Annotated in this window: 20 protein-coding genes; 7 read left to right on the top strand and 13 right to left on the bottom strand. The window is 41.7% G+C overall.

Annotated elements, in window-relative coordinates; translation table 11 throughout:
* Nucleotides 1-14: 14 nt before the first annotated feature.
* Both FTV31_RS01800 and FTV31_RS01795 read right to left on the bottom strand, forming a co-directional pair.
* A complete protein-coding gene (locus tag FTV31_RS01800) occupies nucleotides 15-908 on the bottom strand; it encodes a DMT family transporter (protein ID WP_180012788.1) in 894 nt (297 codons plus the stop codon).
* 15 nt (nucleotides 909-923) lie between these two features.
* The gene (locus FTV31_RS01795) at nucleotides 924-1,409 is read right to left on the bottom strand and encodes a YaiI/YqxD family protein (protein WP_159124052.1); all 486 of its coding nucleotides are present in this window, start codon (nucleotides 1,407-1,409) and stop codon (nucleotides 924-926) included.
* Nucleotides 1,410-1,658: 249 nt separating this feature from the next.
* Here FTV31_RS01795 and FTV31_RS01790 point away from each other — a divergent pair, with 249 nt between their 5' ends.
* Together FTV31_RS01790 and FTV31_RS01785 are read left to right on the top strand one after the other, a co-directional pair.
* The gene (locus FTV31_RS01790) at nucleotides 1,659-2,591 is read left to right on the top strand and encodes a hypothetical protein (protein WP_180012787.1); all 933 of its coding nucleotides are present in this window, start codon (nucleotides 1,659-1,661) and stop codon (nucleotides 2,589-2,591) included.
* Nucleotides 2,592-2,992: 401 nt separating this feature from the next.
* Nucleotides 2,993-3,133, top strand: a complete 141-nt coding sequence (locus FTV31_RS01785) for a hypothetical protein (protein WP_004784652.1) — start codon at nucleotides 2,993-2,995, stop codon at nucleotides 3,131-3,133.
* A gap of 57 nt (nucleotides 3,134-3,190) precedes the next feature.
* Here the strand turns inward: FTV31_RS01785 and serC are convergent, their stop codons facing one another.
* Nucleotides 3,191-4,273 carry a 3-phosphoserine/phosphohydroxythreonine transaminase gene (gene serC / locus FTV31_RS01780; protein WP_180012786.1) on the bottom strand — a complete coding sequence of 361 codons (1,083 nt, stop codon included), beginning with the start codon at nucleotides 4,271-4,273 and terminating at the stop codon, nucleotides 3,191-3,193.
* Between the two features lie 436 nt (nucleotides 4,274-4,709).
* Between serC and FTV31_RS01775 the strand changes: the two genes are divergently transcribed.
* The 4 genes from FTV31_RS01775 to FTV31_RS01760 are packed head-to-tail and all read left to right on the top strand — an operon-like array spanning nucleotide 4,710 to nucleotide 9,513.
* Entirely contained in the window at nucleotides 4,710-6,191 is a 1,482-nt protein-coding gene (locus FTV31_RS01775; protein ID WP_180012785.1) for a TolC family protein, read from the top strand.
* An 11-nt stretch (nucleotides 6,192-6,202) separates the two neighbouring features.
* A complete protein-coding gene (locus FTV31_RS01770; protein ID WP_180012784.1) occupies nucleotides 6,203-7,282 on the top strand; it encodes an HlyD family secretion protein in 1,080 nt (359 codons plus the stop codon).
* Nucleotides 7,283-8,425, top strand: coding sequence for an ABC transporter permease (locus FTV31_RS01765; protein WP_180012783.1), 1,143 nt, complete (start codon nucleotides 7,283-7,285; stop codon nucleotides 8,423-8,425).
* Nucleotides 8,422-9,513 (top strand): ABC transporter permease, encoded by a 1,092-nt coding sequence (locus FTV31_RS01760; protein ID WP_180012782.1) that lies wholly within the window; start codon nucleotides 8,422-8,424, stop codon nucleotides 9,511-9,513. Before FTV31_RS01765 ends, FTV31_RS01760 begins: the two co-directional genes overlap by 4 nt.
* A gap of 33 nt (nucleotides 9,514-9,546) precedes the next feature.
* Here FTV31_RS01760 and FTV31_RS01755 read toward each other — a convergent pair whose 3' ends face one another.
* From FTV31_RS01755 to FTV31_RS01730, 6 genes are all read right to left on the bottom strand, one after another.
* Complete coding sequence (locus FTV31_RS01755) at nucleotides 9,547-9,966, bottom strand: DUF3887 domain-containing protein (protein WP_159124427.1); 420 nt, start codon at nucleotides 9,964-9,966, stop codon at nucleotides 9,547-9,549.
* A gap of 69 nt (nucleotides 9,967-10,035) precedes the next feature.
* On the bottom strand, nucleotides 10,036-13,008 hold the full coding sequence (gene gyrA, locus FTV31_RS01750) for a DNA gyrase subunit A (RefSeq protein ID WP_180012781.1): 2,973 nt from the start codon (nucleotides 13,006-13,008) through the stop codon (nucleotides 10,036-10,038).
* Between the two features lie 294 nt (nucleotides 13,009-13,302).
* Nucleotides 13,303-13,920, bottom strand: a complete 618-nt coding sequence (locus tag FTV31_RS01745) for a hypothetical protein (protein ID WP_257227122.1) — start codon at nucleotides 13,918-13,920, stop codon at nucleotides 13,303-13,305.
* An 839-nt stretch (nucleotides 13,921-14,759) separates the two neighbouring features.
* Nucleotides 14,760-15,692 (bottom strand): FAD-binding protein, encoded by a 933-nt coding sequence (locus tag FTV31_RS01740; RefSeq protein WP_180012779.1) that lies wholly within the window; start codon nucleotides 15,690-15,692, stop codon nucleotides 14,760-14,762.
* A gap of 18 nt (nucleotides 15,693-15,710) precedes the next feature.
* Entirely contained in the window at nucleotides 15,711-16,463 is a 753-nt protein-coding gene (locus FTV31_RS01735; protein ID WP_159124425.1) for an electron transfer flavoprotein subunit beta/FixA family protein, read from the bottom strand.
* A 514-nt stretch (nucleotides 16,464-16,977) separates the two neighbouring features.
* A complete protein-coding gene (locus FTV31_RS01730) occupies nucleotides 16,978-17,583 on the bottom strand; it encodes a LysE family translocator (RefSeq protein WP_180012778.1) in 606 nt (201 codons plus the stop codon).
* 112 nt (nucleotides 17,584-17,695) lie between these two features.
* Here FTV31_RS01730 and FTV31_RS01725 point away from each other — a divergent pair, with 112 nt between their 5' ends.
* Nucleotides 17,696-18,190 carry an Lrp/AsnC family transcriptional regulator gene (locus tag FTV31_RS01725; RefSeq protein WP_180012777.1) on the top strand — a complete coding sequence of 165 codons (495 nt, stop codon included), beginning with the start codon at nucleotides 17,696-17,698 and terminating at the stop codon, nucleotides 18,188-18,190.
* 48 nt (nucleotides 18,191-18,238) lie between these two features.
* Here FTV31_RS01725 and FTV31_RS01720 read toward each other — a convergent pair whose 3' ends face one another.
* The 4 genes from FTV31_RS01720 to dapF all read right to left on the bottom strand — a co-directional run bounded on the left by FTV31_RS01720 (nucleotide 18,239) and on the right by dapF (nucleotide 21,297).
* Complete coding sequence (locus tag FTV31_RS01720) at nucleotides 18,239-18,613, bottom strand: hypothetical protein (RefSeq protein ID WP_180012776.1); 375 nt, start codon at nucleotides 18,611-18,613, stop codon at nucleotides 18,239-18,241.
* 207 nt (nucleotides 18,614-18,820) lie between these two features.
* Complete coding sequence (gene xerA, locus FTV31_RS01715; protein ID WP_373686973.1) at nucleotides 18,821-19,711, bottom strand: site-specific tyrosine recombinase/integron integrase; 891 nt, start codon at nucleotides 19,709-19,711, stop codon at nucleotides 18,821-18,823.
* Nucleotides 19,712-19,737: 26 nt separating this feature from the next.
* Entirely contained in the window at nucleotides 19,738-20,355 is a 618-nt protein-coding gene (locus FTV31_RS01710) for an alpha/beta fold hydrolase (RefSeq protein WP_180012774.1), read from the bottom strand.
* 96 nt (nucleotides 20,356-20,451) lie between these two features.
* Nucleotides 20,452-21,297 carry a diaminopimelate epimerase gene (gene dapF, locus FTV31_RS01705; RefSeq protein WP_004784684.1) on the bottom strand — a complete coding sequence of 282 codons (846 nt, stop codon included), beginning with the start codon at nucleotides 21,295-21,297 and terminating at the stop codon, nucleotides 20,452-20,454.
* Nucleotides 21,298-21,307 lie beyond the last annotated feature (10 nt).

Raw genomic sequence — 21,307 nt, 5'->3', positions numbered from 1 at the left:
CATTTATCTTTTTATTAAAGGCGGGCTTTATAGCTCGCCTTAATTTCTTTAGCGAAATAAACCATTAAGCCGAACAATAAAATTACTACACCCACCAAAGCAATGAGCGGCAATTTTTCATTATTCAATAATACGCCTACCAGCAAGGCCAGCATCGGTGTCAGGACTGTAGTTAAAGATAAGGTGGTTGGCTTAATTTTCTGTACCAGTTTGAAATAACAGAACATCGCAATCAGCGAAGCCATAATTACCGCATACACCAGACCAAATAAGGACTTGGCATGCGGCATAGCAGTGGGTGCGTATTGCCAGATAAATGGCAACATACCGATAGAGAAAACGACTGACAAACCAATCGAACCAGCCGCCTGTGCCATAGGATCAATTGGCGCATTGATTTTCTTCACCCAGAACATGGATACGCAATAAACTAACACCCCAACCAGAGCGATCACGATTCCAATTGGCTGTATATGCTGATCTGCATCACCTAGACAGATCACCGAAAGTCCGATTAAAGCAATTCCCATTCCTAGCCATTGATTCAGGGAAAGCTGCATCTGAAACACAAAACGCCCAATGAGGCCTGAAATTAGGGGGGCCAAGCCGAACATTAAGGCAATGATACCGGAACTTAAATAATCCGTAGACCAGTAAGTAAAAATTTGCGAGCCGATAAAACTGCATGCACCCGCCAAGTAACTATGCAGGGAAACACGATCAAGCGGTAATCTGGTTTTAAATAACCACAATAATCCTAAGGCCAGAGGCAAGGCCAAAAAGAAGCGGATCGCCAATGCCCACATTGGATGCAAATCTTCCACACTCCAGACAATCGCGAGCGGTGTGGTGGACCAGATGAAAACCAGCAAGGCATAGGTTAAAATCAGGTTACTTTTTGGGGGCATACTTGATCTCGTTTTTTATTTAATCGCAGTTTTACGTTTCTGTTTTTGAATGGTTTGATCTAGAGAGCTGGAAAACTCACGCTTATCACGTTCAGAAATCGGAGGTGGCCCACCGGTTTGCACACCAGCACCACGTAAGGTATCCATAAAATCACGTAAATGCAGACGTGCTTTGACATTGGCCACAGTATAGATTTCGCCACGCGGGTGAATCGCGATACCGCCCTTCTCGATGACTTGAGCAGCCAAAGGAATATCCTGCGTCACCACAATGTCATGCTCTTTCATACGATCAACAATTTCCTGATCTGCTGCATCTGCCCCGCTCATGACCTGAATAGAATTGATGCGAATCGACGGTGTAATCCCTACCGGCTGATTGGCCACAAAAGTGACTTCAAGCTGATAACGATCAGAGGCACGGATAATCACATCTTTCAGAATACGAGGTAATGCATCTGCATCGACCCAAAGTTTGAATGGCAACACACAGCTTTCCATAAGGGAGAAATTTGGACTAGTGTAGCAAATCAGAGGATGCAGGTTGATGCCTAAAACTGCTCTTTCTCTGAATATCCTGGTATTTAAATACTCAACTCAACCGTATTAAATGAGTCAGCCACTCACAACTAGAAAAATATTTGACTTCACATGATTTGCATTTTAATTTTTAAATTCATTCGAGTGACTTGAAAAATTGTAATGACCCTCGATTAACTATAAATAAGTCATCCAAGATCAATTGTGCATATGAAAAAACAGAATAGCCCAGAGATCATCACTATTGATGATCAAAATTTCGGTAGTCATGTCGAACATTGGACCTTGCTTACTGAAAACCCAGGCACAGATGTTCCTCAGTGGTTAGGCAAAGCCCTTGACGCACCTGTAATGCCGATGGGCTTGTGTACACAAGAATGCGATATGGATGAAACCACCTGGCTGATTCAGGGACCGAGCAAAGCTGCGGTACAATTAAGCCAAGTGATTGCCGTAGAAAATAACAAGCCACAGGCTGTGAAAACCGCATTTCCGGGTTTTGACAGTCCCTACCAGGTGAAAGCCACGATTGACCGGATTATTTCTTGTAAATCCGACACTCAAGCTGTGTTGCGTCTCAATCTGGGTGCCAACAATATCATCTATGCCTTTGATACGCTGTACAGCGTCAACCGGTCGCATTATGAAAAAGACCAGTCTTATATCGTCAACTTAAATGCTTGGGCTTATGAACTGGAAGTGGTGACTGATCATGAACATTTAGTCGTGGATGATCCTGCCTCTATCAAACATCACCGTGCCCTGAATGCAATTCTTGCAGAAAATAATGGGGTTGCACCGGATAATTTACAGGAACAGATCGATGCCTGGGAGCCGAAATCTGAAGAAGACAAAGAACCGGTAACGGTTGATTTCTCCAAAATGGTCGCTTATCTGTATGGTGAGACCATGGGTCAGGAAGATGAAGCCTGGTTCCAGGGCAATATTGTCGGCAAAACTTCAATGCAATTCATGGATCAGAACTACATGCTCTATGATGTTACCCTGATTCATGATGAAGGCCAGCCGGCTACTTTGATCCGTGTAGCCACCCGCAATGACAAGCATAAAGATTTCCAGATTGGTCAATATATTCGGGGCAATCTGTGGATTCAGGCCAATATCTATCGAAAAGCAGCTTAAGCTGAATATCCAGATCGGAGGCTCATATTTTTATATGAGCCTCCTGTTTTTTATTTATTTTAGTGCGATATTCTCTCAATTCTGATTATTTTTTATCCACAATTAAAATCAGAATTAATGGATTTTGAATTCATTGAAAATAGATTTATCCACAGATTTAAATTCAAATAAATTCATTTTCAATGTTATCTTAAACTGAATAATCATTTTAAAAACATCATAAAAATAATGACTTAATATAATAGTTCTATTTTTCTGAATATATTGAGGCCAGTTATTTAAATAAAATTAACACTTTATGAAGTTTAGTTAAGAATGTACTTTATTTAATCAATTTTTTATGGTAAAAATACGATCAACAAATAATCATTTACGATAAATAGATCGGATAATAAATATCTATGAAAATCGTTCAAGAAGAAAATTTACAGCAGGTTGAGCATCATCTTGGCTCGCGTTATCAGCTTGATATGATGTCATGCCTATTTTTCGTATTGGGTATGCTCATTTGTGGCTATATCTTACATAACTTTGTTTTTTAACCCGAATTAAATAATTAAAAAACCCGGCCAATTGCCGGGTTTTTTAATTCTCAGGAATTAAGCATTGCGTTTAGCAAAGTCATCCATGAAGTTCACCAATGCCTGTACACCTTCTAATGGTACGGCATTGTAAATGCTGGCACGCATACCGCCTACTGAACGGTGGCCGGCAAGGTTAAGCAAATGGTTTTCTTTTGCTTCTTGCAGGAACTGTTTTTCAAGTTCAGGATTTGCCAGAGTAAATGGAACATTCATGATTGAACGGTTTTCTTTGGCAATCGGATTTGCATAGAAATCGCTAGAATCGATATAGCCATAGAGCAATTCAGCTTTTTGCAGGTTCACTTTGTGAATCGCGTCTACACCGCCCTGTTCCAGTAACCATTCAAATACCAGACCAGATAGATACCATGCATAAGTTGATGGTGTGTTGACCATCGAACCGTTTTTCGCTTGATCTGCATATTTCAGGATGCTTGGAATTTCAGGTTTTGCCTGATCAAGCAGATCTTCACGAATAATCACCAGTGTTAAACCTGCAGGGCCAATATTCTTTTGCGCACCGGCATAGATCAGACCGAATTTAGAAACATCAATCGGTGCAGACAGAATACTTGAAGAGAAATCACATACGAGTGGCTTATCAGTTTCTGGTACATGGGCAAATTGTAAACCGCCAATGGTTTCGTTATCTGCATAATGCACATAAGCGGCATCATCAGAAAGATTCCAGGCGCTTTGATCAGCAATCGCTAATTTACCATCTTCAGTTTTAATGCCTGCTTCAACCACATTGATGTCGCCATAGCGTTTAGCTTCTTTCAATGCTTTTTCAGACCAGATACCGGTACGGATATAGTCAGCTTTGTTGTTTTTGCCCAGCAAGTTCAATGGAATTGCCGAGAATTGCAAAGATGCACCACCCTGCAAGAACAGTACTTTATAGTTCTCAGGAATATTCATGAGTTTGCGAAGGTCTGCTTCTGCCTTTTCCGCAACTGCAACATAGTCTGCACTACGGTGGCTCATTTCCATGATCGAAAGACCTTTGCCCTGCCAGTCAAGCATTTCAGCTTGAGCCTTTTCAAGTACGGCAGTAGGTAATGCAGCAGGACCAGCACAGAAGTTGTACGCGCGCATGATTTTTCCTTTCAGAGTGAAACACAATAAAATGATGGCATTTAACCATATCTGGACGTCGCTTGCACAAAATTATTTCTATCCAAGAATGAAGATAGAGTCAAAAAACCAATCTAGATTCGAGGGATAATTTGAATACCTTTGATTTCTTTGTTCTAACTCGGTGATTTCATTTATGAGAAATTACACAGCTAAAAATATTCAATCTCATTCAATGCTTAGAAGATGTTGAATCGGCCGATAATATAAAATAATTGAAAATTGAGTTTGAACTTGGCTCAAGTTTTAGAGTGACATAGAACTATCAGCTTGAAACTTGAGAAGTGAATCGCTTCGAATTACAACAATACTACAACTTAACCCATCCCTGCACTGCAAGCACTTGATTTATAATGCAGCTTAGACTGAATTAATGTGACTTTTACATTACCACTTTATGAATATGAAGAAAAATAAACAATGTGTCTGCTGGGGTCTGACTGTGCTTGCATCTATGATGTACGGCAGCTTTGCTTATGCACAAAGCATTAGCTTTCAGGATGCAGAACGACAATTGTTGCAACGTTCCTATAGTAGCCAGGCTTTTCAAAGTCTGGAACAAGCGTCAAAACTTGAAGCAGAAGCTGTCAAAGGCATTGGTCTGCCTCGTGTTGACCTGAATGTTCGTGCCTATGCCTTTCATAGTGAAGTCGATATTCCATTAAAGCAGTTTAAAAATAATCTGGAAAATTCACTCTCTCAAGGCGTGAATGGCCGGCTTAATGAGTGGGAAGCCAGTAATGGTGTGGATCTACCTGCAGGTATTACCGATCCACTGCGTGAAGAACTTAATAATACTATTCATAGCGGTGTTGGTCTGATTCCGGATACGTCTAATGTCGTCCTTGAAGATCAGGTGATTCGTCCCACTGTTTCCGTGATGATGCCACTATATACCGGAGGCCTCACCCGTAGTGCCAAAGAAATTGCCAATATTCAGTCAGGACGTAGCGAACTTAGCAATCAGCAGCAACAAGACACGCAGCGTTTTGAACTGATTCAGTCCTACTTCAATGTGCAGCTACAAAAACAGTTACGGGATGCGGCACTTTTTAATTCAAATGCCATGCAACAACATTATCGTAATTCTCTGAAGCTGGAACAGCAGGGTTTTATCAGTAAAGGTCAACGCATGCAGTTCGAAGTGGCACGCAATAATGCTGAACGCGCACAACAAAATGCCCAAGCCAATCTGAATGCTGCCCTATTTCAGCTAAATAATCTGTTGCTGGATAGCAATATCACCGAGCTAAGCACACCTTTGTTTGTGAATCGTGCTGAACCACAAAATGTGAATATTCTGCTCAGCAGTTTTAGCCAGAACTCTCCCCTGATCAAAAAAATGCAGATGGATACCGAACTGGCCAAAGCCAATGTCAAAGCCCAGCAGGCCGCTAAAAAGCCAAATGTTTTTGCGTTTGGTGAATATAGTCTGGATCAACATCAAAACTGGATTGTAGGGGTTGCAGCACGTTATAACCTGTTCTCAGGTATTGATAAAAACAAGAATATTCAGGCTGCTGAACTAAAACGCTATGCCGCTGAACTCATGACGGCGCGTACCCAGCAAGAGATTGAAAACCTGATTTATAAATCATTTAGTGAAGCGGTCAGCGCCCAGCAAAGTGATGCTCTACTTCAGCAGAACCTGAAAGCAGCTCAGGAAAATCTGCGTATTCAGGAGTTATCCTTTAAGGAAGATGTCGGGACAGCCACTCAGGTCATCGATGCCCAAAACATGCTCAGCAGTTTAAAAGCAGAAATGGCATTAAATGCTTTTAAATATGTGATGTCTCTTGCAACCTTATTACAGAGCCATGGCTCAATTGTTGAATTTCCAAATTACATGCAACATGCCAATACCCACTATATTCGTTAATGGAGCCAGACATGACAGATGAGCAAAAGCCAGAACATCCTGTTGATGAACCGGCTTCAGAAATCAATTACAGTGAATCAGAGCCAGATAATCCTGAAAGCACAGAAAAAAAATCGCGCAAAAAATATCTGCTTTTAGCTTTAATTCCAGTGATTCTTGCTTTGATTGGGTTTGGTCTATGGAAAACCTATCAAACCACAGAAATCGAACTACAAGGCCGGGTTGAGGCAGAAACCGTTCAAGTGGCCACTAAAGTTCCAAGCCGGATTGAAAAGATTTATGTGCAGGAAGGCGATAACGTCAAGAAAGGTCAGGCGCTGGTAAAATTGCATAGTCCTGAAATTGAGGCGAAAAAGCAGCAGGCTTTAGCCACTTTACAGTCTGCATTAGCACTTCAGTCCACCGCAGAACGTGGTTCTCAGGAAGAAAATATCGCTTCTCTGTATGCCAACTGGCAGTCACTAAAAGCACAGGAGCAACTCGCTAAAACTTCCTATCAACGTGGAGCCAATCTATTTAAGGAAGGCGTCATTTCCCGCCAGCGCCGAGATGAACTGTTTGCAGCTTCACAATCTGCATCCCAAATGACCGAAGCTGCTTATCAGCAATATGCCCGGGCTAAACGCGGCAGTACACCAGAACAGAAAAGTTCAGCAGATGCTCAGGTCGATATAGCCCGTGCAGCAGTCGCTGAAGCCAATGCACTAGAAGCAGAAACTGAATTATTGGCACCGATTGATGGTACCGTCTCCAAAACCTATGGAAATACCACTGAGCTGGTGGCAACCGCAGTGCCAGTGGTCAGCCTGATCTCGGCAGAACGCTGGATCAGCCTGAATATTCGTGAAGACCAATATGCCGCTTTAGGTAAACAGCAACAGCTTGAAGGTTTTATTCCGGCACTGAATCAATCAGCCACTTTTAAAGTAAAAAATATTAGTGCTGAAGGTGAATTTGCCACCATTAAAACCACGCGCCAAACCGGTGGTTATGATGTCCGCAGTTTTAAAGTTCATCTTGTGCCAGTCACTGAAATGCCTGAGCTAAAAGTCGGGATGAGCGTGCTGTTTAAATTAAAAGAGCCAAAATAAATGGCATCTGGATTCTGGGCGGGTATTCAGCGTGAAATACGCTATTTATGCAGAGAAAAATGGGATCTGGCTCTGGTCCTGCTCGCCCCTGCCTGTATTCTGATTTTACTTGGTAGCATGTTTGCCAAAGGCAAACCGGATCATCTACCAATCGCCATTATTGATCAGGATCAAAGTAGCCTGAGCAGCAAGATTTATGATCATTTATCTTTGAATCATACTCTACAAGTGCATGCTGTTTCTGATCAAACAGTCGAAATCGAAAAGTTATTAAACGAGAATAAAATCTGGGGTTATATTCATATTCCTGCCGGAGCCGAGCAGCGACTGGTCAAAGCTCAGGATGCTGAAATTAGTATTGCTTTCAACCAGAGCTATTTCAGTATCGGTAATACCATTTCTTCAGCCATGTTATTGAGTACCTTGCAGGCTCTGGCTGAATTTACTGGTAAGCAGTATCTAGGCAACACGCTCCCCTATCTGGATGCACCGACACCGAACATTAAAATTTCCCCACTATATAATCCGCAGCTGAATTATGAATTTTATCTGGAACCTTACATGGTGCCAGCAATTTTGCACTTGTTATTATGTTGCTGTGTAGCTTTTGCTGTGGGTCAGGAAATTAAACGACATACCGTTAGTCATTGGATTGCCCAACAAAACTTGTGGTCGGCACTACTGTCAAAAAATCTGGTTTATGTAGCAATCTTTTGTTTCTGGACTTGGGCTTGGATGTTTTGGCTGGTCGAAATTCGCGGCTGGTTTATTGCCGGGTCATTATGGCTAATTCTTCTGGCTCAAATACTGTTCTATAGTGCCTATGCCTTTATCAGTAGTGCTGTGGTTCTGGCTACTCAGGACCTAACCAAATCTTTTGGTCTACTAGCAGTTTATGGTGGTTCATCGCTCAGTTTTGCTGGGGTAACTTTACCTCTTAATAATGCTCCACTATTCACCCAGTTCTGGGCCAATATTATTCCTTATACACCCTATGCCAAATTACAGACGGAGCAATGGGTGATTGGCAGTCCGCTCTATCTTTCACTGCAACCGATATTCGTACTCATCATTTATGTCTTGCTTTATGCTGTGCTGGCCTATACCTTTCTCAAAAAAACAGCCAAAGGAGTGTCAGCATGAAATCACTCTGGAAAGCTTATTGCCAAACTTTTAAAGACATTATTAGCAATACCAGTATTTTTACCACACTGATTTTATCGGTTCTGTTTTACAGTTTTTTTTATCCGACCGCATATAAGGCAGAACAGGCAGAAGCCTTGCCGATTATTATTGTCGACGAAGAGCAAAGTGCTTTAACCAATACCATTATCAGTCATGTCAGCCAAAGCCCGAATGTAGAGATTAAGGCGGTGACTGGAAATTTTGCTGAAGCTAAACACTGGGTGGAAACTCAAAAAGCCGACGGGATTTTATTATTACCAGATAATCTTTCTCAATCTATCCGGCATGGTGAAAATGGCGGGATTGGGCTGTACTTAAGTGCTGCTAACTTTTTAATTACCAAACAGATTGGTTTGGGCTTGGTCTCTTCAGTGGAAAATACCTTAAGTGAATATGCTGAACGCTTTAGCGAGATTTCACACTTCTCTCCTGCCCTATCCATTCACCAGATTCCACTATTTAATACACTCTCTGGCTATGGCAGCTATGTGTTTCCCGCTGTTGCACCGTTGATTATTCATCAGACTATTTTTCTGGGACTGAGCATGCTGATTGCACTGTATCGGGAAAATAAACAGGTGATTAATCTGACCACCTTAAGTGGCCTCAGCTTGGCAATTCTGACCATTGGATGTTTAGGTTGTTATTACCTGTTTGGATTTACCTTCTGGTATTTTGATTATCCCCGTGGCGGAAATTTCTGGGGGATGCTGCTCGCTGTACCCATCTTTGTATTCTGCATGATTGGTATCACAGTACTGTTTGCCAGCTTTCTGGACATGCCAGAACGCGCCGGTCATATCATTGTTTTTACTTCGATTCCGCTCTTTATGCTTTCAGGAGTCGCCTGGCCACATGCTGCCATGCCAGTCTGGGTCCAACTTATTGGGCAAGCCTTACCTTCGACCCAAATCGTGCAGATGTTTATTCAACTCAATCAGATGGGTGTGCCCACTTATATGATTCTAGGAAAGCTTGCTTATCTATTGGTGATCGGCATCATCTGTATGGTCTTAGGCTATTATCGGCTACGCCCACGTTCTTAAATCTGGATTTACTCAGGCTATTCGCATTGAAAATTATTCACCAAATACCTGAATATTAAAGTTGCGGATTTTAGTACTGCCATTCGGCTGGTCAAAACTCACATCATACTGAACCAGATTTTTTGGATAGGCAATTTCATAACTCACTTTGTATTCACTTGGTTTGCCGTTATTTTCCTCGAAGTTCTTCCTCATGATAGTCTTGGACTTATATTCACCTTGCGGAATTGAACGTGAAAAACGCTTCATGATTTTTTCATTATTTTGAAACTCTGCCTGTAACTTCGGTTCAAGCTGAGCTAAAAACTCGTCATATTTTCCATCACGCAGATCTTCATAAGCTACTTGCGCAGCCTTTTCCTGCTCAGGGCTTGGATCAGGCATACTATCCATTGCATTATTACAGCCACTAAGTGCAATAGCTGCGGTCAAAAGCATCAATCTGGTTTTCATTATCTATCTCTCATTTAGCCGATGTGTAAAAAAGGACGCCGAAGCGCCCTTTTTCATCAGTAGCAGAACTTATTCCTCTACTGTATTGTCATCATCTTTTTCAGCTTCTTGTGCATCAGTTACATCATCAGCTGCAGATTCAGTATTTTCAATATCTTCCAATATTTCCAACTCATCTTCAACAGCTTCGATTGCTTCTACGCCAACCAGTTTTTCATCTTCAGCCAGACGGATCAGACGAACACCTTGTGCATTACGGCCTGTTTGCGCCACTTCAGAAGCACGGGTACGAACCAGTGTACCGCCATCAGAAATCAGCATCAGTTCTTTAGAGGCATCAATCGCAACTGCACCGACCAGCTCACCGTTACGTTCTGAGGTTTTGATGGCAATGACACCCTTACCGCCACGTTTTTTGGTCGGGAAGTCATCCACTGGAGTACGTTTACCATAACCATTTGCAGAAGCACACAGCACTTCACCGGTTTCAGGCACAACAACCAGAGATACGATACGACTAATGAAGTTTGCTTCAGTTGTATCTTCATCATCAGATTCAACATCTGCATCTTCAACATCTTCAACTTGAGATGCACCGATGGTCACGCGCATACCGCGTACACCTTTGGCTGAACGACCCATTGAACGTACGTCAGTCTCTGCGAAACGGATGGCTTTACCTTCGTTCGAGAACAACATAATTTGCTGTTCACCGTCAGTAATCGCAACACCAATTAAGGTGTCATCACCATTCAGTTCAATCGCACGTAAACCATTTGAACGAACATTTGAGAATTGTTCCAGTTCTACACGTTTAATCGTACCGTACTCAGTCGCCATAAACACATAGAAGTTCTTACGAACAGCTTCAGCCTGCTGAGCAAAGTCATTGATGATGTCATCATCAAGATCAGTCGTAGAAAGTGCTAAGCCGAGTTCTTTTAACTGAACACGCAGTGCATCAGAAATATCATCTGCACCCTCTTCAGATTCAGCAAGTGCAGCTTCTAGTGCAGCAAAGTGATTATTGATCACTTCATTGGTTTGAAGCTGTGCAGCATTGGTCTTCACGAATGCTTTGAAGTCAGCCAGACGTTCTTTGAATTTCTTCGGTGCATCAATTACTGGCAAGATTGCAGTAATGGTTTCGTTGTCATCCAGTGGTAACAAGTTCACCATTGGGCGACCTTTGGCACCACGCGAAGCTTGCGGTACTTCATAGACTTTCAGACGATAAACCTTACCGACATTAGTGAAGCAAAGCACAGTGGCATGGTTCGATGTCACCACCATATGCTGGATGTAATCATCTTCTTTCATGCTGGTTGCAGACTTACCACGACCACCACGACGCTGAGCAGCATAGTCAGACAATGGTTGAGTTTTCGCATAGCCTGTTTTTGAAACGGTCAGAACCATTTGCTCTTCAGGAATTAGATCTTCACGAGAGAAGTCGATACGAGATTCAACAATATCTGTTTTACGCGCATCGCCATATTGCTGAAGAATCAATGCCAGCTCTTCTTTAATGACATTCATCAATAAGTTGAAGTCATTTAAGATGGCTGTGTATTCAGCAATTTGACCTAAGATTTCAGAATATTCAGCTTGAAGTTTATCCTGCTCAAGACCGGTCAAACGGTGCAAACGCAGTTCCATAATCGCGTTGACTTGAGTCGGAGATAAGCGATAAACCTCACCATCAATTCCAAATGGGCGCTCTGGATCTTCGCCTTCAATTTCGTCAGGACGTACAGAAACAGCACCCGCTTTTTCAAGCAACGCTGCCACACCGCCTGCTGCCCACTCACCTGCTTGCAAACGTTCACGTGCTTCAGCCGGGTTGGCAGAAGTTTTGATGGTTTCGATGATGGCATCAATATTTGCCAGAGCAACGGTTAAACCTTCTAAAATATGACCACGTTCACGTGCTTTGCGCAGTTCGTACATGGTACGACGTGTCACGACTTCCTGACGGTGACGAATGAACGCCGCAATGATATCTTTCAGATTCATCAATTTCGGCTGGCCATTGTCCAGGCACACCATATTGATGCTGAAAGAGTTTTCTAACTGGGTATTCTGGAACAGGTTATTCACGATGACTTCAGCATTTTCACCACGCTTCAGGTCAATCGCAATACGCATCCCTTCCTTGTCAGATTCATCACGAAGTTCAGAAATGCCTTCAAGTTTTTTCTCTTTGACCAGCTCGGCGATACGTTCAATCGTTTTCGCTTTGTTGACCTGATAAGGAATTTCAGTGAAAACAATCGTAGTACGGCCAGATTTAGCATCTTCTTCAAAGTGATATTTACCACGAATATGCAAACGGCCTTTACCGGTGCGATAGGCATCCACGATGCCTGACTTACCGTAAATAATGCCACCTGTCGGGAAGTCTGGACCGGAAATATATTCCATCAATCCTTCGATGCTGATATTCGGATTATCTGCATAAGCCAGACACGCATTCACCACTTCAGTCATGTTGTGTGGCGCCATATTGGTCGCCATACCAACTGCGATACCGGCCGCACCATTCACCAACAAGTTCGGAATACGGGTTGGCATGACTTGCGGAATACGCTCAGAACCGTCGTAGTTATCTTCCCAGTCAACTGTATCTTTTTCCAGATCAGCCAATAATTCATGGGTCAGCTTACGCATACGAACTTCGGTATAACGCATTGCCGCAGCGCTATCGCCATCGATCGAACCAAAGTTCCCTTGACCATCAACCAGTTGGTAGCGCAGACTAAAGTCCTGAGCCATACGGACAATGGTTTCATAAACAGCAAAATCACCATGTGGGTGATATTTACCGATGACATCACCTACAACACGGGCAGACTTCTTGTAAGCTTTGTTGTAATCATTGCCCAATTCGTGCATTGCGAAAAGCACACGACGATGAACAGGTTTTAGACCATCTCGTACATCTGGCAAGGCACGTGACACAATCACGCTCATTGCATAGTCTAAATACGAGTGCTTGAGTTCATCCTCAATGGCAATCGGTCTAATTTCCGATACGCTCATGCATACTCCTTATTCTACAAGCCAGATTTGGCTTGCATTTATATGTCGTAAAACTTGCAAAATAATTAACTCAAACGACAGAGTTAAAAACTAAAATACAGCCCTAAATTATAGCATAAACACTTGTATTTTTGTGTCGAAATATTGAGCTTAACCTTGTTAATTATCTTCATTTTAGTGATCATTTTCCTGTTATTTTTAACGTCGAAAAAATTATAAAATCAACAGACGTAAAAAAAGATGCTGCAAAAATTTGAGCATCTTTTTTGGGCTTAGAATTGGCTAAAAGTGATCTTAATTAGATACTTTTCTGTAATTCAATACTGCCACAATCAGCAAGATCGGCAGCAGCATCTCTACTCCTTCTTCAATAGTCATAATCATGACTTGTGTTTGGGGCAGTAGTTTTATACTAAACTCTTCACTAAGTGTTGATGTCGTACGGTCCAGTACTTTACTGATCCCACCACAAGCAATCGTCAAAAAGACAAAAAAGTATGCTGTGTTCCAGGTGTTTTTAACCGTACGTACAGTAGTGATTAACTTTTTCAACAGTACAATGAAAACAAAAGCGATGCCTGACAACAAGATAAATCCAAGTACTTTATCCATCATGGGAATTTCAGCACTGCGATAAAAATTGGTTTTAATAAAACTGACTTCAAACACACGCTTATGAAAATCCATTTCCCGCATTCCCAGCAGAATTGCAGCTACTGCCATAAAAATTCGGGTATTTAACTTGATTTCAATATTGAGCAGACACAAAAGTGCAAGCAAATACCATAACCACGGACTAAGCACCTCAAAAGCGCCTGATTCACTAAATAAGTACCGCGTCACTTCAAGTGGTGCATTCCAGGCAGTATGAATACAGATACTCAGATAGAGAGCAATAAGCAGAAAGCTCATTGACAGGAGACGGCTAGTTTTGGAAAAGAACATGATTCAAAGCAGGAGGAAAAGCAAAGTCGAATTTTATCACTTTTCACCCAAATGAAATAGTCATGATCTGACTGCAAAGTATTTTCCAGCCAGAAAACTGATTTTGTATTTTTCTGAGCAGTATTAAAAATACTTATTCAATAACTCGACCCGTCATCAGCGACTCAGCGAATGGATGTTTCCTAATCTTTGTTGATGAACCAGTCCTAGTGCATATCTATGTATGATCCTAAAAAAACTCAGGTTTTCATAGGTAAATTTTTAACCCCAACTGCTTTAATACTTCTGATACGGCAGCACCAATCTAATCAAAAACGTTAAAATCAGCGCAATGACGCCAATGACAAATCCAATAGTAATTATAAAAAAGATATATATCACCAGCCCAATGGGATCAGCTGAAGGTCCCTCAAATAGCTAACCTGTCCTGCGATTGAGTATTTCAGTATCAGCAAATGCTGCCAACATAAATAGCATCCCGACATAAGCAAAACAGCCACATATTAAAAAGAAAGCGACTAAACCAAAAGATAGACTTGACTGGATGCAATAGACCAAGCCTCCCAAACTTAGGAGAAAGATGATCAAACCAATAATCAGAATAAAAATACGCTGAAATAAAGGATCATTAAAAATCATATTTTTTTCAGGTTGCTGTAAGATTGACATTTATTATCTTATTTAATTTTTTATCATTTTAATTTATCTCATATACCTATGAAAATAAATATATTTTAGAAAAAATAGACAATAAAAAACGCCTCTTAGCCAAAGACAAGAGGCGTTTTTCGAACCTGATTCAGGAATTAGACTTTAGAAACCAATTCAGGAATTACAGTGTTCAAGTCACCCACTAACCAGTAGTCTGCTACTGCATTAATTGGAGCTTCTTCATCTTTGTTGATCGCAACGATCACTTTAGACTCTTTCATACCTGCCAAGTGCTGGATCGCACCAGAGATACCTACAGCGATGTACAGGTCAGGTGCAACGATCTTACCAGTTTGACCAACCTGCATATCGTTAGGAACGAAGCCAGCATCAACTGCAGCACGTGAAGCACCTTGAGCAGCGCCAAGTTTGTCAGCTAGTGGATCAAGGATTTTGTGGTAGTTCTCACCAGAACCTACACCACGACCACCAGAAACCACGATACGAGCAGCTGTCAATTCAGGACGTTCAGATTTAACGATTTCTTCGTTAATAAACTTAGAAATACCAGCATCACCAGTAGAAGCAGCAGCTTCAACCTCAGCAGAACCACCTTCAGCAGCAACCGCATCAAATGCAGTACCACGAACAGTTGCAACAATTACTGATTCAGAAGACTCAACAGTTGCAATCGCGTTACCTGCATAGATAGGGCGCTTGAATGTATTTGCAGAATCAACAGCGATGATGTCTGTGATCATGCTAACATCAAGAAGTGCAGCAGCGCGTGGCAGAATGTTTTTGCCAGTTGTAGTAGAAGCAGCAAGGATATGGCTATAGCCTTTACCTAATTCTGCAACCAGTTTTGCTACATTTTCAGCCAATTGGTTTGCATAAGCAGCGTCGTCAGCAAGTAAAACTTTGCTTACGCCCGCAACTTTAGCTGCCTGATCAGCAACTGCTTGAGCGCCAGAACCAGCAACCAATACAGTGATATCACCACCGATTTTTTGCGCCGCAGCAACAACGTTTAAAGTAGCAGCGTTAAGTGCTTTGTTGTCGTGCTCAGCGATTACTAAAATACTCATGATTTTTATCCTTCTGTATTAGATCACTTTCGCTTCGTTTTTCAATTTTTCTACAAGTTCGTCTACAGACTTCACTTGTACGCCAGCTTTACGCTCTGCAGGAGATTCAACTTTTACTGTTTTCAGTTTAGTTGTAGTAGTTACACCGAAATCTGCAGGTGACTTGGTATCAAGCGGTTTTTTACGCGCTTTCATAATGTTTGGAAGAGCTGCATAACGTGGCTCATTCAAACGCAAGTCAGTAGTTACGATCGCTGGAAGTGATAATTCAACAGTTTGTAGACCACCGTCGATTTCACGAGTCACTTGTACTTTGTCGCCTTCAACTTTAACTTCTGAAGCGAATGTACCTTGACCTGCACCTAGAAGTGCACCAAGCATCTGACCAACCTGGTTAGAGTCGTCATCAATTGCTTGTTTACCAAGAAGGATCAATTGTGGTTGTTCAGCTTCAACAACGCCTTTTAGAATTTTAGCAACTTCTAGCGCACCTAGCTGGCTGTCATCAGCTTCAACCAGAATACCGCGGTCAGCACCAAGCGCCATTGCAGAACGGATTTGTTCTTGAGCTTCTTTAGGACCAATAGAAACAACAACGATTTCTGAAACAGTTCCTTTTTCTTTTAAACGAACCGCTTCTTCCACCGCGATTTCACAGAATGGGTTAATTGACATTTTAACGTTTGTTAAGTCAACACCACTGTTGTCCGGCTTAACGCGAACCTTAACGTTGGCATCAACCACACGTTTTACAGCAACAAGAGCCTTCATGTAATCCTCGGCTGTTTTAGCAAATGTAAATGTTGAGAAAAGTTATAATAACTCTTCACTTAAATTTTTTTAGGTGCCCTATCTTGCAATGTGCACGGCATTTCGGTCAAGTCACAATTCAGCAAAGAGCTGTAAAAATGCGTAATTTTCCTTGAACGATGCGTTCACAATTAATCCGTATCGATTTATTACAATGAATTTTATCAATATTTAATAAAATTTAACCTTTGATTTTTATTATGTTTTTATTTGATGAAACACATCAGAACTTTTGATTTTTGCTTATTAAATGCACAAATCCGTCCTTGGATTTGTGGAAAATGACTTATATTTAAAAATGACCGCTTTGGTCAGTTTGGACATAAAGCAAAATTAATCAGGATTTATTCTGCATATCTGCTCAATTTACTCCGCTTTATTTTGTTGGGCAGGTCTAAAAATCGGGTTGTCATCAATCTATAAATATAAAAAAAGCATACCGGGAACAGTATGCTTTTTTAAAATACGCCATTGCTTAATTAATAATTAACCAGCTTGCGGCAAGGGCAAGTAAACCACCTGAGGTGCCATCAACCCATTTCTGTTTACGCTCATCAATTTGTGTATTACGGGTAATTCTGCTGAACAGAATACTGAGAGCACAATAAACAATGAAAATCATGCCGATAAAAATAAAAGACAGAATCAAGCCTTGGCTCACCGTATTTCCACTTTTATCGATAAACTGCGGCAAGATTGCAAAATAGATCAGCATGCCTTTGGGATTAAGTAAGGCCGTAAAGAAGCCCTTTTTCACCGGATTAGCAGTGGTCTTTTTCTCAATTTTCATTGAGTTTTTGCTAAATACTGATTTCAACAGGCTATAAGCCAGATAGAGCAAATAAGCAATACCCAACCAGCGAATTGCTTCAAACAATACCGGAAAAGACACGATAATCGCTGCGATTCCTATTGCTACCAAAATGGAATGTACCAGATAACCTGAACAGATCCCGATGGTTGCCATCATGCCTGCTTTTGCATCTTTACCCATCACTTGAGACAGGATAAACAGCATATCTGGTCCAGGTGTAAAAATCAGGGGAAGCACGGTTAGTGCAAAAAGTGCAAATACAGACATTTCCTTTTCCTTTAAATCTTCGGAAAGTGGAATTAGTATCTGCGAATTTTTACAAAATAGGCTTTCAATTTATTTTATAATAAGTATTATTTTTCGAATTATATTCTAATTTATGAAAATATCTTCCAAATCTGTGCGAGTAAAACTTGATCGAATTGATAAAAATATCATTCATCACTTGCAAGCCAATGGTCGTATTCAGAACAACGATCTGGCACGTGAAATTGGACTATCCCCTTCTTCCTGTCTGCGTCGGGTAAAGTTACTTGAAGATGAGGGCGTGATCCAGAATTACACCACCATCGTTGATTCACAGAAAATCGGTTTTCAGTTGATCCTATTTTCGCGGATCTGGCTGGTCGGTCAGGATGCAGAAACCATTGATACTTTTATCGAGGCGATGAAGGAACTACCGCAAGTGATGGAGTGCTATATCATTCTGGGTGAATGTGATGCGATGTTAAAAGTTGTGGTGCCTGATCTGGAAAGTTACCGCAAATTTCAGTCCACACATTTGACCAAGAAAAATGGCATTACCAGTGTCAAAACAGATTTACCCAGCCAGATCATCAAGCAAAGTTTTCAGTTACCGCTGGATGACTTGTAAAGTATTTTAGCAATAAAAAAGGATGACCTTAGTCATCCTTCATGTTCATTAAACTTGTAAAAAGTCACGATGCACATGACTCAGTTCAATCAATTCATAAGACTTTAGATCAAAAATATTCCAGATTTCGAGCGCATCTTCTTTCAGGTCAACAGCTTTACTGGCTCGCTGTGTGGTCTGCCATTGCAGATCAGAAATCCATAGATAATACTGGCCTGTTTCAGGATTATAAGCCTGCATTTTCCCTTCTGCATTAATCCCCTGCACGATTGCGCCTTCAGGGAGAACGGCTTCGATGGTGGGCAAGCTAATCTCAACAAAATGTTTAATCTGGCGTAAACCATAACCCGCAAACATATCTTTTTGGGCTGGGCTTAACTGCGCATACTTTTGTTGTATATCCGGGATAATTGCTGTGTCCATAAAAATTCCAGTATCGAGATCGCTGATTTTCTTTTAAAAATTGATTACTATTTATACTTATATCCGAAAACACCCTTTTGAAAAATAAGACAATAGTGAAATATCTTTCAAACAGTCTGTTCAGGTCATATTTTGAGCATGATACATGAAAGTTTTGTGCCATGAATCCTGATCATCCGACAAGCGGAAGAAAACTTTAAATTTTTCCTATTCTTTATGCTGTGCCCGTGGATGCGCCTGATCATAAATCTGCGCAAGTCGATCAAAATCAATATGAGTATAAATTTGTGTAGTACTCAAATTACTATGCCCCAACATTTCCTGAACGGCACGAAGATCACCACTATTCGACAGCATATGGCTGGCAAAACAATGCCGTAATAAATGCGGATGCAGGTCAACATTAACCCCTGCACGCTGTGCCTGAAACTTGACCCGGTTTTCAATTTGCCGTGCACCAAGCGGATTGCCTTTTTGGGTGATAAATACATTCGCGTCAGGTACAAAATCACCATTCCAGAGCGGATAAATTTTTAACCATTCCATCAGACTGTCTTTGGCTTTTGAACCAAAAGGCACCACCCGGGTTTTATTGCCTTTACCGGTAATCCGCAGGAGCTGACGATTAAAATCAACATCCTTGATTCTTAAGCTCTGAATTTCTGCCAAACGTAAACCACTGGAATACAGCAATTCCAGAATCGCCTTGTCTCTCAACCACATTTGCCGCTGTACTTCAGATTCTGGAGCCGGCTGATCCAGAATCTGGTTCACAGTTTCAATATCCACCATACCCGGCAAAGGGCGGGATTGACGTTTCAACTGAAAATCATCAGCCGGATTAAATGCCAGATACTGCGCCTGCTCTGCCCATTTCATGAACTGGCGAATCGAAGAGAGCATCCGCTGCAAGCTACTCGAACTTAATCTGTGCTGCTCGACTTTTTCAGCCAAAAATTGACGTAAATCCGTGGCTTCCACATCATTGACTGCCAGTTGTTGTACTGCGCAGAATTCCAGAAAATCAGCCACATCACGTTCATAGGCCTGCAAGGTATGTTTAGACTGATTCTGGATCTCACGTTCTTTGAGCCAGATTCCGAGCAAGTCTTCTGCAGAAAGCTTTACTTGCTCCATTCAATTGACTCCAGCCAGGCTTCAATCAGTTCTGCGACCTGCACTGGATGAGTCGCTGCAAAGAAATGATCCCCGCTTTTAATAATATGCAAATTTGCATGTTTAAAATTTTGCTTTAAGCATTTCCCCACCTTAACGGTGCTTAAAGCGTCTTGGTCACCCCAGATCAATAGAACAGGAATCTCAAGACTGCTTAACTGTTTCAGGCTAAATTCAGTTTGATCTTGTAAAAACCAATCAGGGACAGCCTTAAACTGCTCGCGATAATCTATCCGCCAGTCAGCACAACCAAACTGGGATAGATCCAGACCACCAGAAGTTGCCAGTAAAACCAGTCCTTTGACTTTCTGTGGATGATGCAGTGCAATTCCAACTGCAAGAACTCCCCCCATGGACTGGGCAACCAGAATCGAATCATCCTCAATCTGCTCTGCGATGAATTCTTGCAGATCATAAAGATTTTGAATAGTTGAGTTTGGTTCTACCCCATCGAAGCCCGGATATGCCAATATTTTTGTAGATTGATCTGTTTTTAAATGAGCCAATAACGGCTGCCAAAAGTCTTGGCTGCCTGATGCACCCGATAAAAACACAAGCTGATTCATAGCAGTGTTGTAATATCAATTAAATATGGAATTCATCCTATCATAAAAAAAGCACCGTACTATGTGCGGTGCTTTTTAGAAAAAAAAATGTTGGGATTAACCTTGGAAGTAGCGCAAGTCCAGTCGACCTTCATAAACATTGGCGGTTGGACCTGTCATCCAGACTACATCACCTTCTTTCCATTCAATCTGCAATTTACCACCCGCAAGTTCAATTTCGACCTTGCTAGATAACAAACCACGGCGCATACCAGACACTGCTGCAGCACAGGCACCTGTACCACAAGCCAGTGTTTCGCCTACACCACGCTCATAAACACGTAAACGAGCATGCTTTTCATCAATGATCTGCATAAATCCAGCATTAACGCGTGCCGGGAAACGCACATGAGATTCCACCTGTGGACCAATTTTAGCCACATCAGCAGTCAACACATCCGGAACAATCGTCACTGCATGTGGATTACCCATATTCACCACATCAATCGTCAGTTTCTCACCACCCGCCAGATCGATGTCATACAGATTTTCCGGTTCTTCAGCCACGAATGGAATTTCCTGAGGTAGGAATTTTGGATAACCCATATTCACTCGTACCCAGCCATTGGCACCAAGTTCAGGTTCCACGATTCCAGCTTTGGTCTGTACCTTGATTTTGGTTTTAGTCGTTAATTGACGTTCATGCACGAAACGGGCAAAACAGCGCACACCATTACCGCACTGCTCAACTTCAGAACCATCCGCATTAAAAATACGGTATTTAAAATCTGCACTTGGAATATCAGGCGGTTCAACAATCAAGAGCTGGTCAAAACCCACACCAAAGTTACGATTTGCCAAGCGCTGAATAGTGAGAGTATCCAGATAAGCACGCTGGCTAATCAGGTCTACCACCATAAAGTCATTGCCCAAGCCATGCATCTTGGTAAATTCAAGCAACATTATTCAATCT

It is taken from the genome of Acinetobacter sp. YH16031 (genome assembly GCF_013417335.1).
Lineage (GTDB): Bacteria > Pseudomonadota > Gammaproteobacteria > Pseudomonadales > Moraxellaceae > Acinetobacter.
Note: the sequence above shows the minus strand (reverse complement) of the source record. Positions and strands in the feature narration are given on the sequence as shown.

What these genes read in the sequence shown, in the direction of transcription:
- FTV31_RS01775 (WP_180012785.1), top strand. Translation starts at nt 4,710, where the DNA reads ATGAATATGAAGAAAAATAAACAATGTGTCTGCTGGGGTCTGACTGTG.
- FTV31_RS01735 (WP_159124425.1), bottom strand. Translation starts at nt 16,463, where the DNA reads ATGAAGGCTCTTGTTGCTGTAAAACGTGTGGTTGATGCCAACGTTAAG.
- gyrA (WP_180012781.1), bottom strand. Translation starts at nt 13,008, where the DNA reads ATGAGCGTATCGGAAATTAGACCGATTGCCATTGAGGATGAACTCAAG.
- FTV31_RS01745 (WP_257227122.1), bottom strand. Translation starts at nt 13,920, where the DNA reads ATGAGCTTTCTGCTTATTGCTCTCTATCTGAGTATCTGTATTCATACT.
- serC (WP_180012786.1), bottom strand. Translation starts at nt 4,273, where the DNA reads ATGCGCGCGTACAACTTCTGTGCTGGTCCTGCTGCATTACCTACTGCC.
- FTV31_RS01740 (WP_180012779.1), bottom strand. Translation starts at nt 15,692, where the DNA reads ATGAGTATTTTAGTAATCGCTGAGCACGACAACAAAGCACTTAACGCT.
- FTV31_RS01795 (WP_159124052.1), bottom strand. Translation starts at nt 1,409, where the DNA reads ATGGAAAGCTGTGTGTTGCCATTCAAACTTTGGGTCGATGCAGATGCA.
- FTV31_RS01755 (WP_159124427.1), bottom strand. Translation starts at nt 9,966, where the DNA reads ATGAAAACCAGATTGATGCTTTTGACCGCAGCTATTGCACTTAGTGGC.
- FTV31_RS01790 (WP_180012787.1), top strand. Translation starts at nt 1,659, where the DNA reads ATGAAAAAACAGAATAGCCCAGAGATCATCACTATTGATGATCAAAAT.
- FTV31_RS01725 (WP_180012777.1), top strand. Translation starts at nt 17,696, where the DNA reads ATGAAAATATCTTCCAAATCTGTGCGAGTAAAACTTGATCGAATTGAT.
- FTV31_RS01800 (WP_180012788.1), bottom strand. Translation starts at nt 908, where the DNA reads ATGCCCCCAAAAAGTAACCTGATTTTAACCTATGCCTTGCTGGTTTTC.
- FTV31_RS01785 (WP_004784652.1), top strand. Translation starts at nt 2,993, where the DNA reads ATGAAAATCGTTCAAGAAGAAAATTTACAGCAGGTTGAGCATCATCTT.
- FTV31_RS01770 (WP_180012784.1), top strand. Translation starts at nt 6,203, where the DNA reads ATGACAGATGAGCAAAAGCCAGAACATCCTGTTGATGAACCGGCTTCA.
- FTV31_RS01710 (WP_180012774.1), bottom strand. Translation starts at nt 20,355, where the DNA reads ATGAATCAGCTTGTGTTTTTATCGGGTGCATCAGGCAGCCAAGACTTT.
- FTV31_RS01730 (WP_180012778.1), bottom strand. Translation starts at nt 17,583, where the DNA reads ATGTCTGTATTTGCACTTTTTGCACTAACCGTGCTTCCCCTGATTTTT.
- FTV31_RS01720 (WP_180012776.1), bottom strand. Translation starts at nt 18,613, where the DNA reads ATGGACACAGCAATTATCCCGGATATACAACAAAAGTATGCGCAGTTA.
- dapF (WP_004784684.1), bottom strand. Translation starts at nt 21,297, where the DNA reads ATGTTGCTTGAATTTACCAAGATGCATGGCTTGGGCAATGACTTTATG.
- FTV31_RS01765 (WP_180012783.1), top strand. Translation starts at nt 7,283, where the DNA reads ATGGCATCTGGATTCTGGGCGGGTATTCAGCGTGAAATACGCTATTTA.
- FTV31_RS01760 (WP_180012782.1), top strand. Translation starts at nt 8,422, where the DNA reads ATGAAATCACTCTGGAAAGCTTATTGCCAAACTTTTAAAGACATTATT.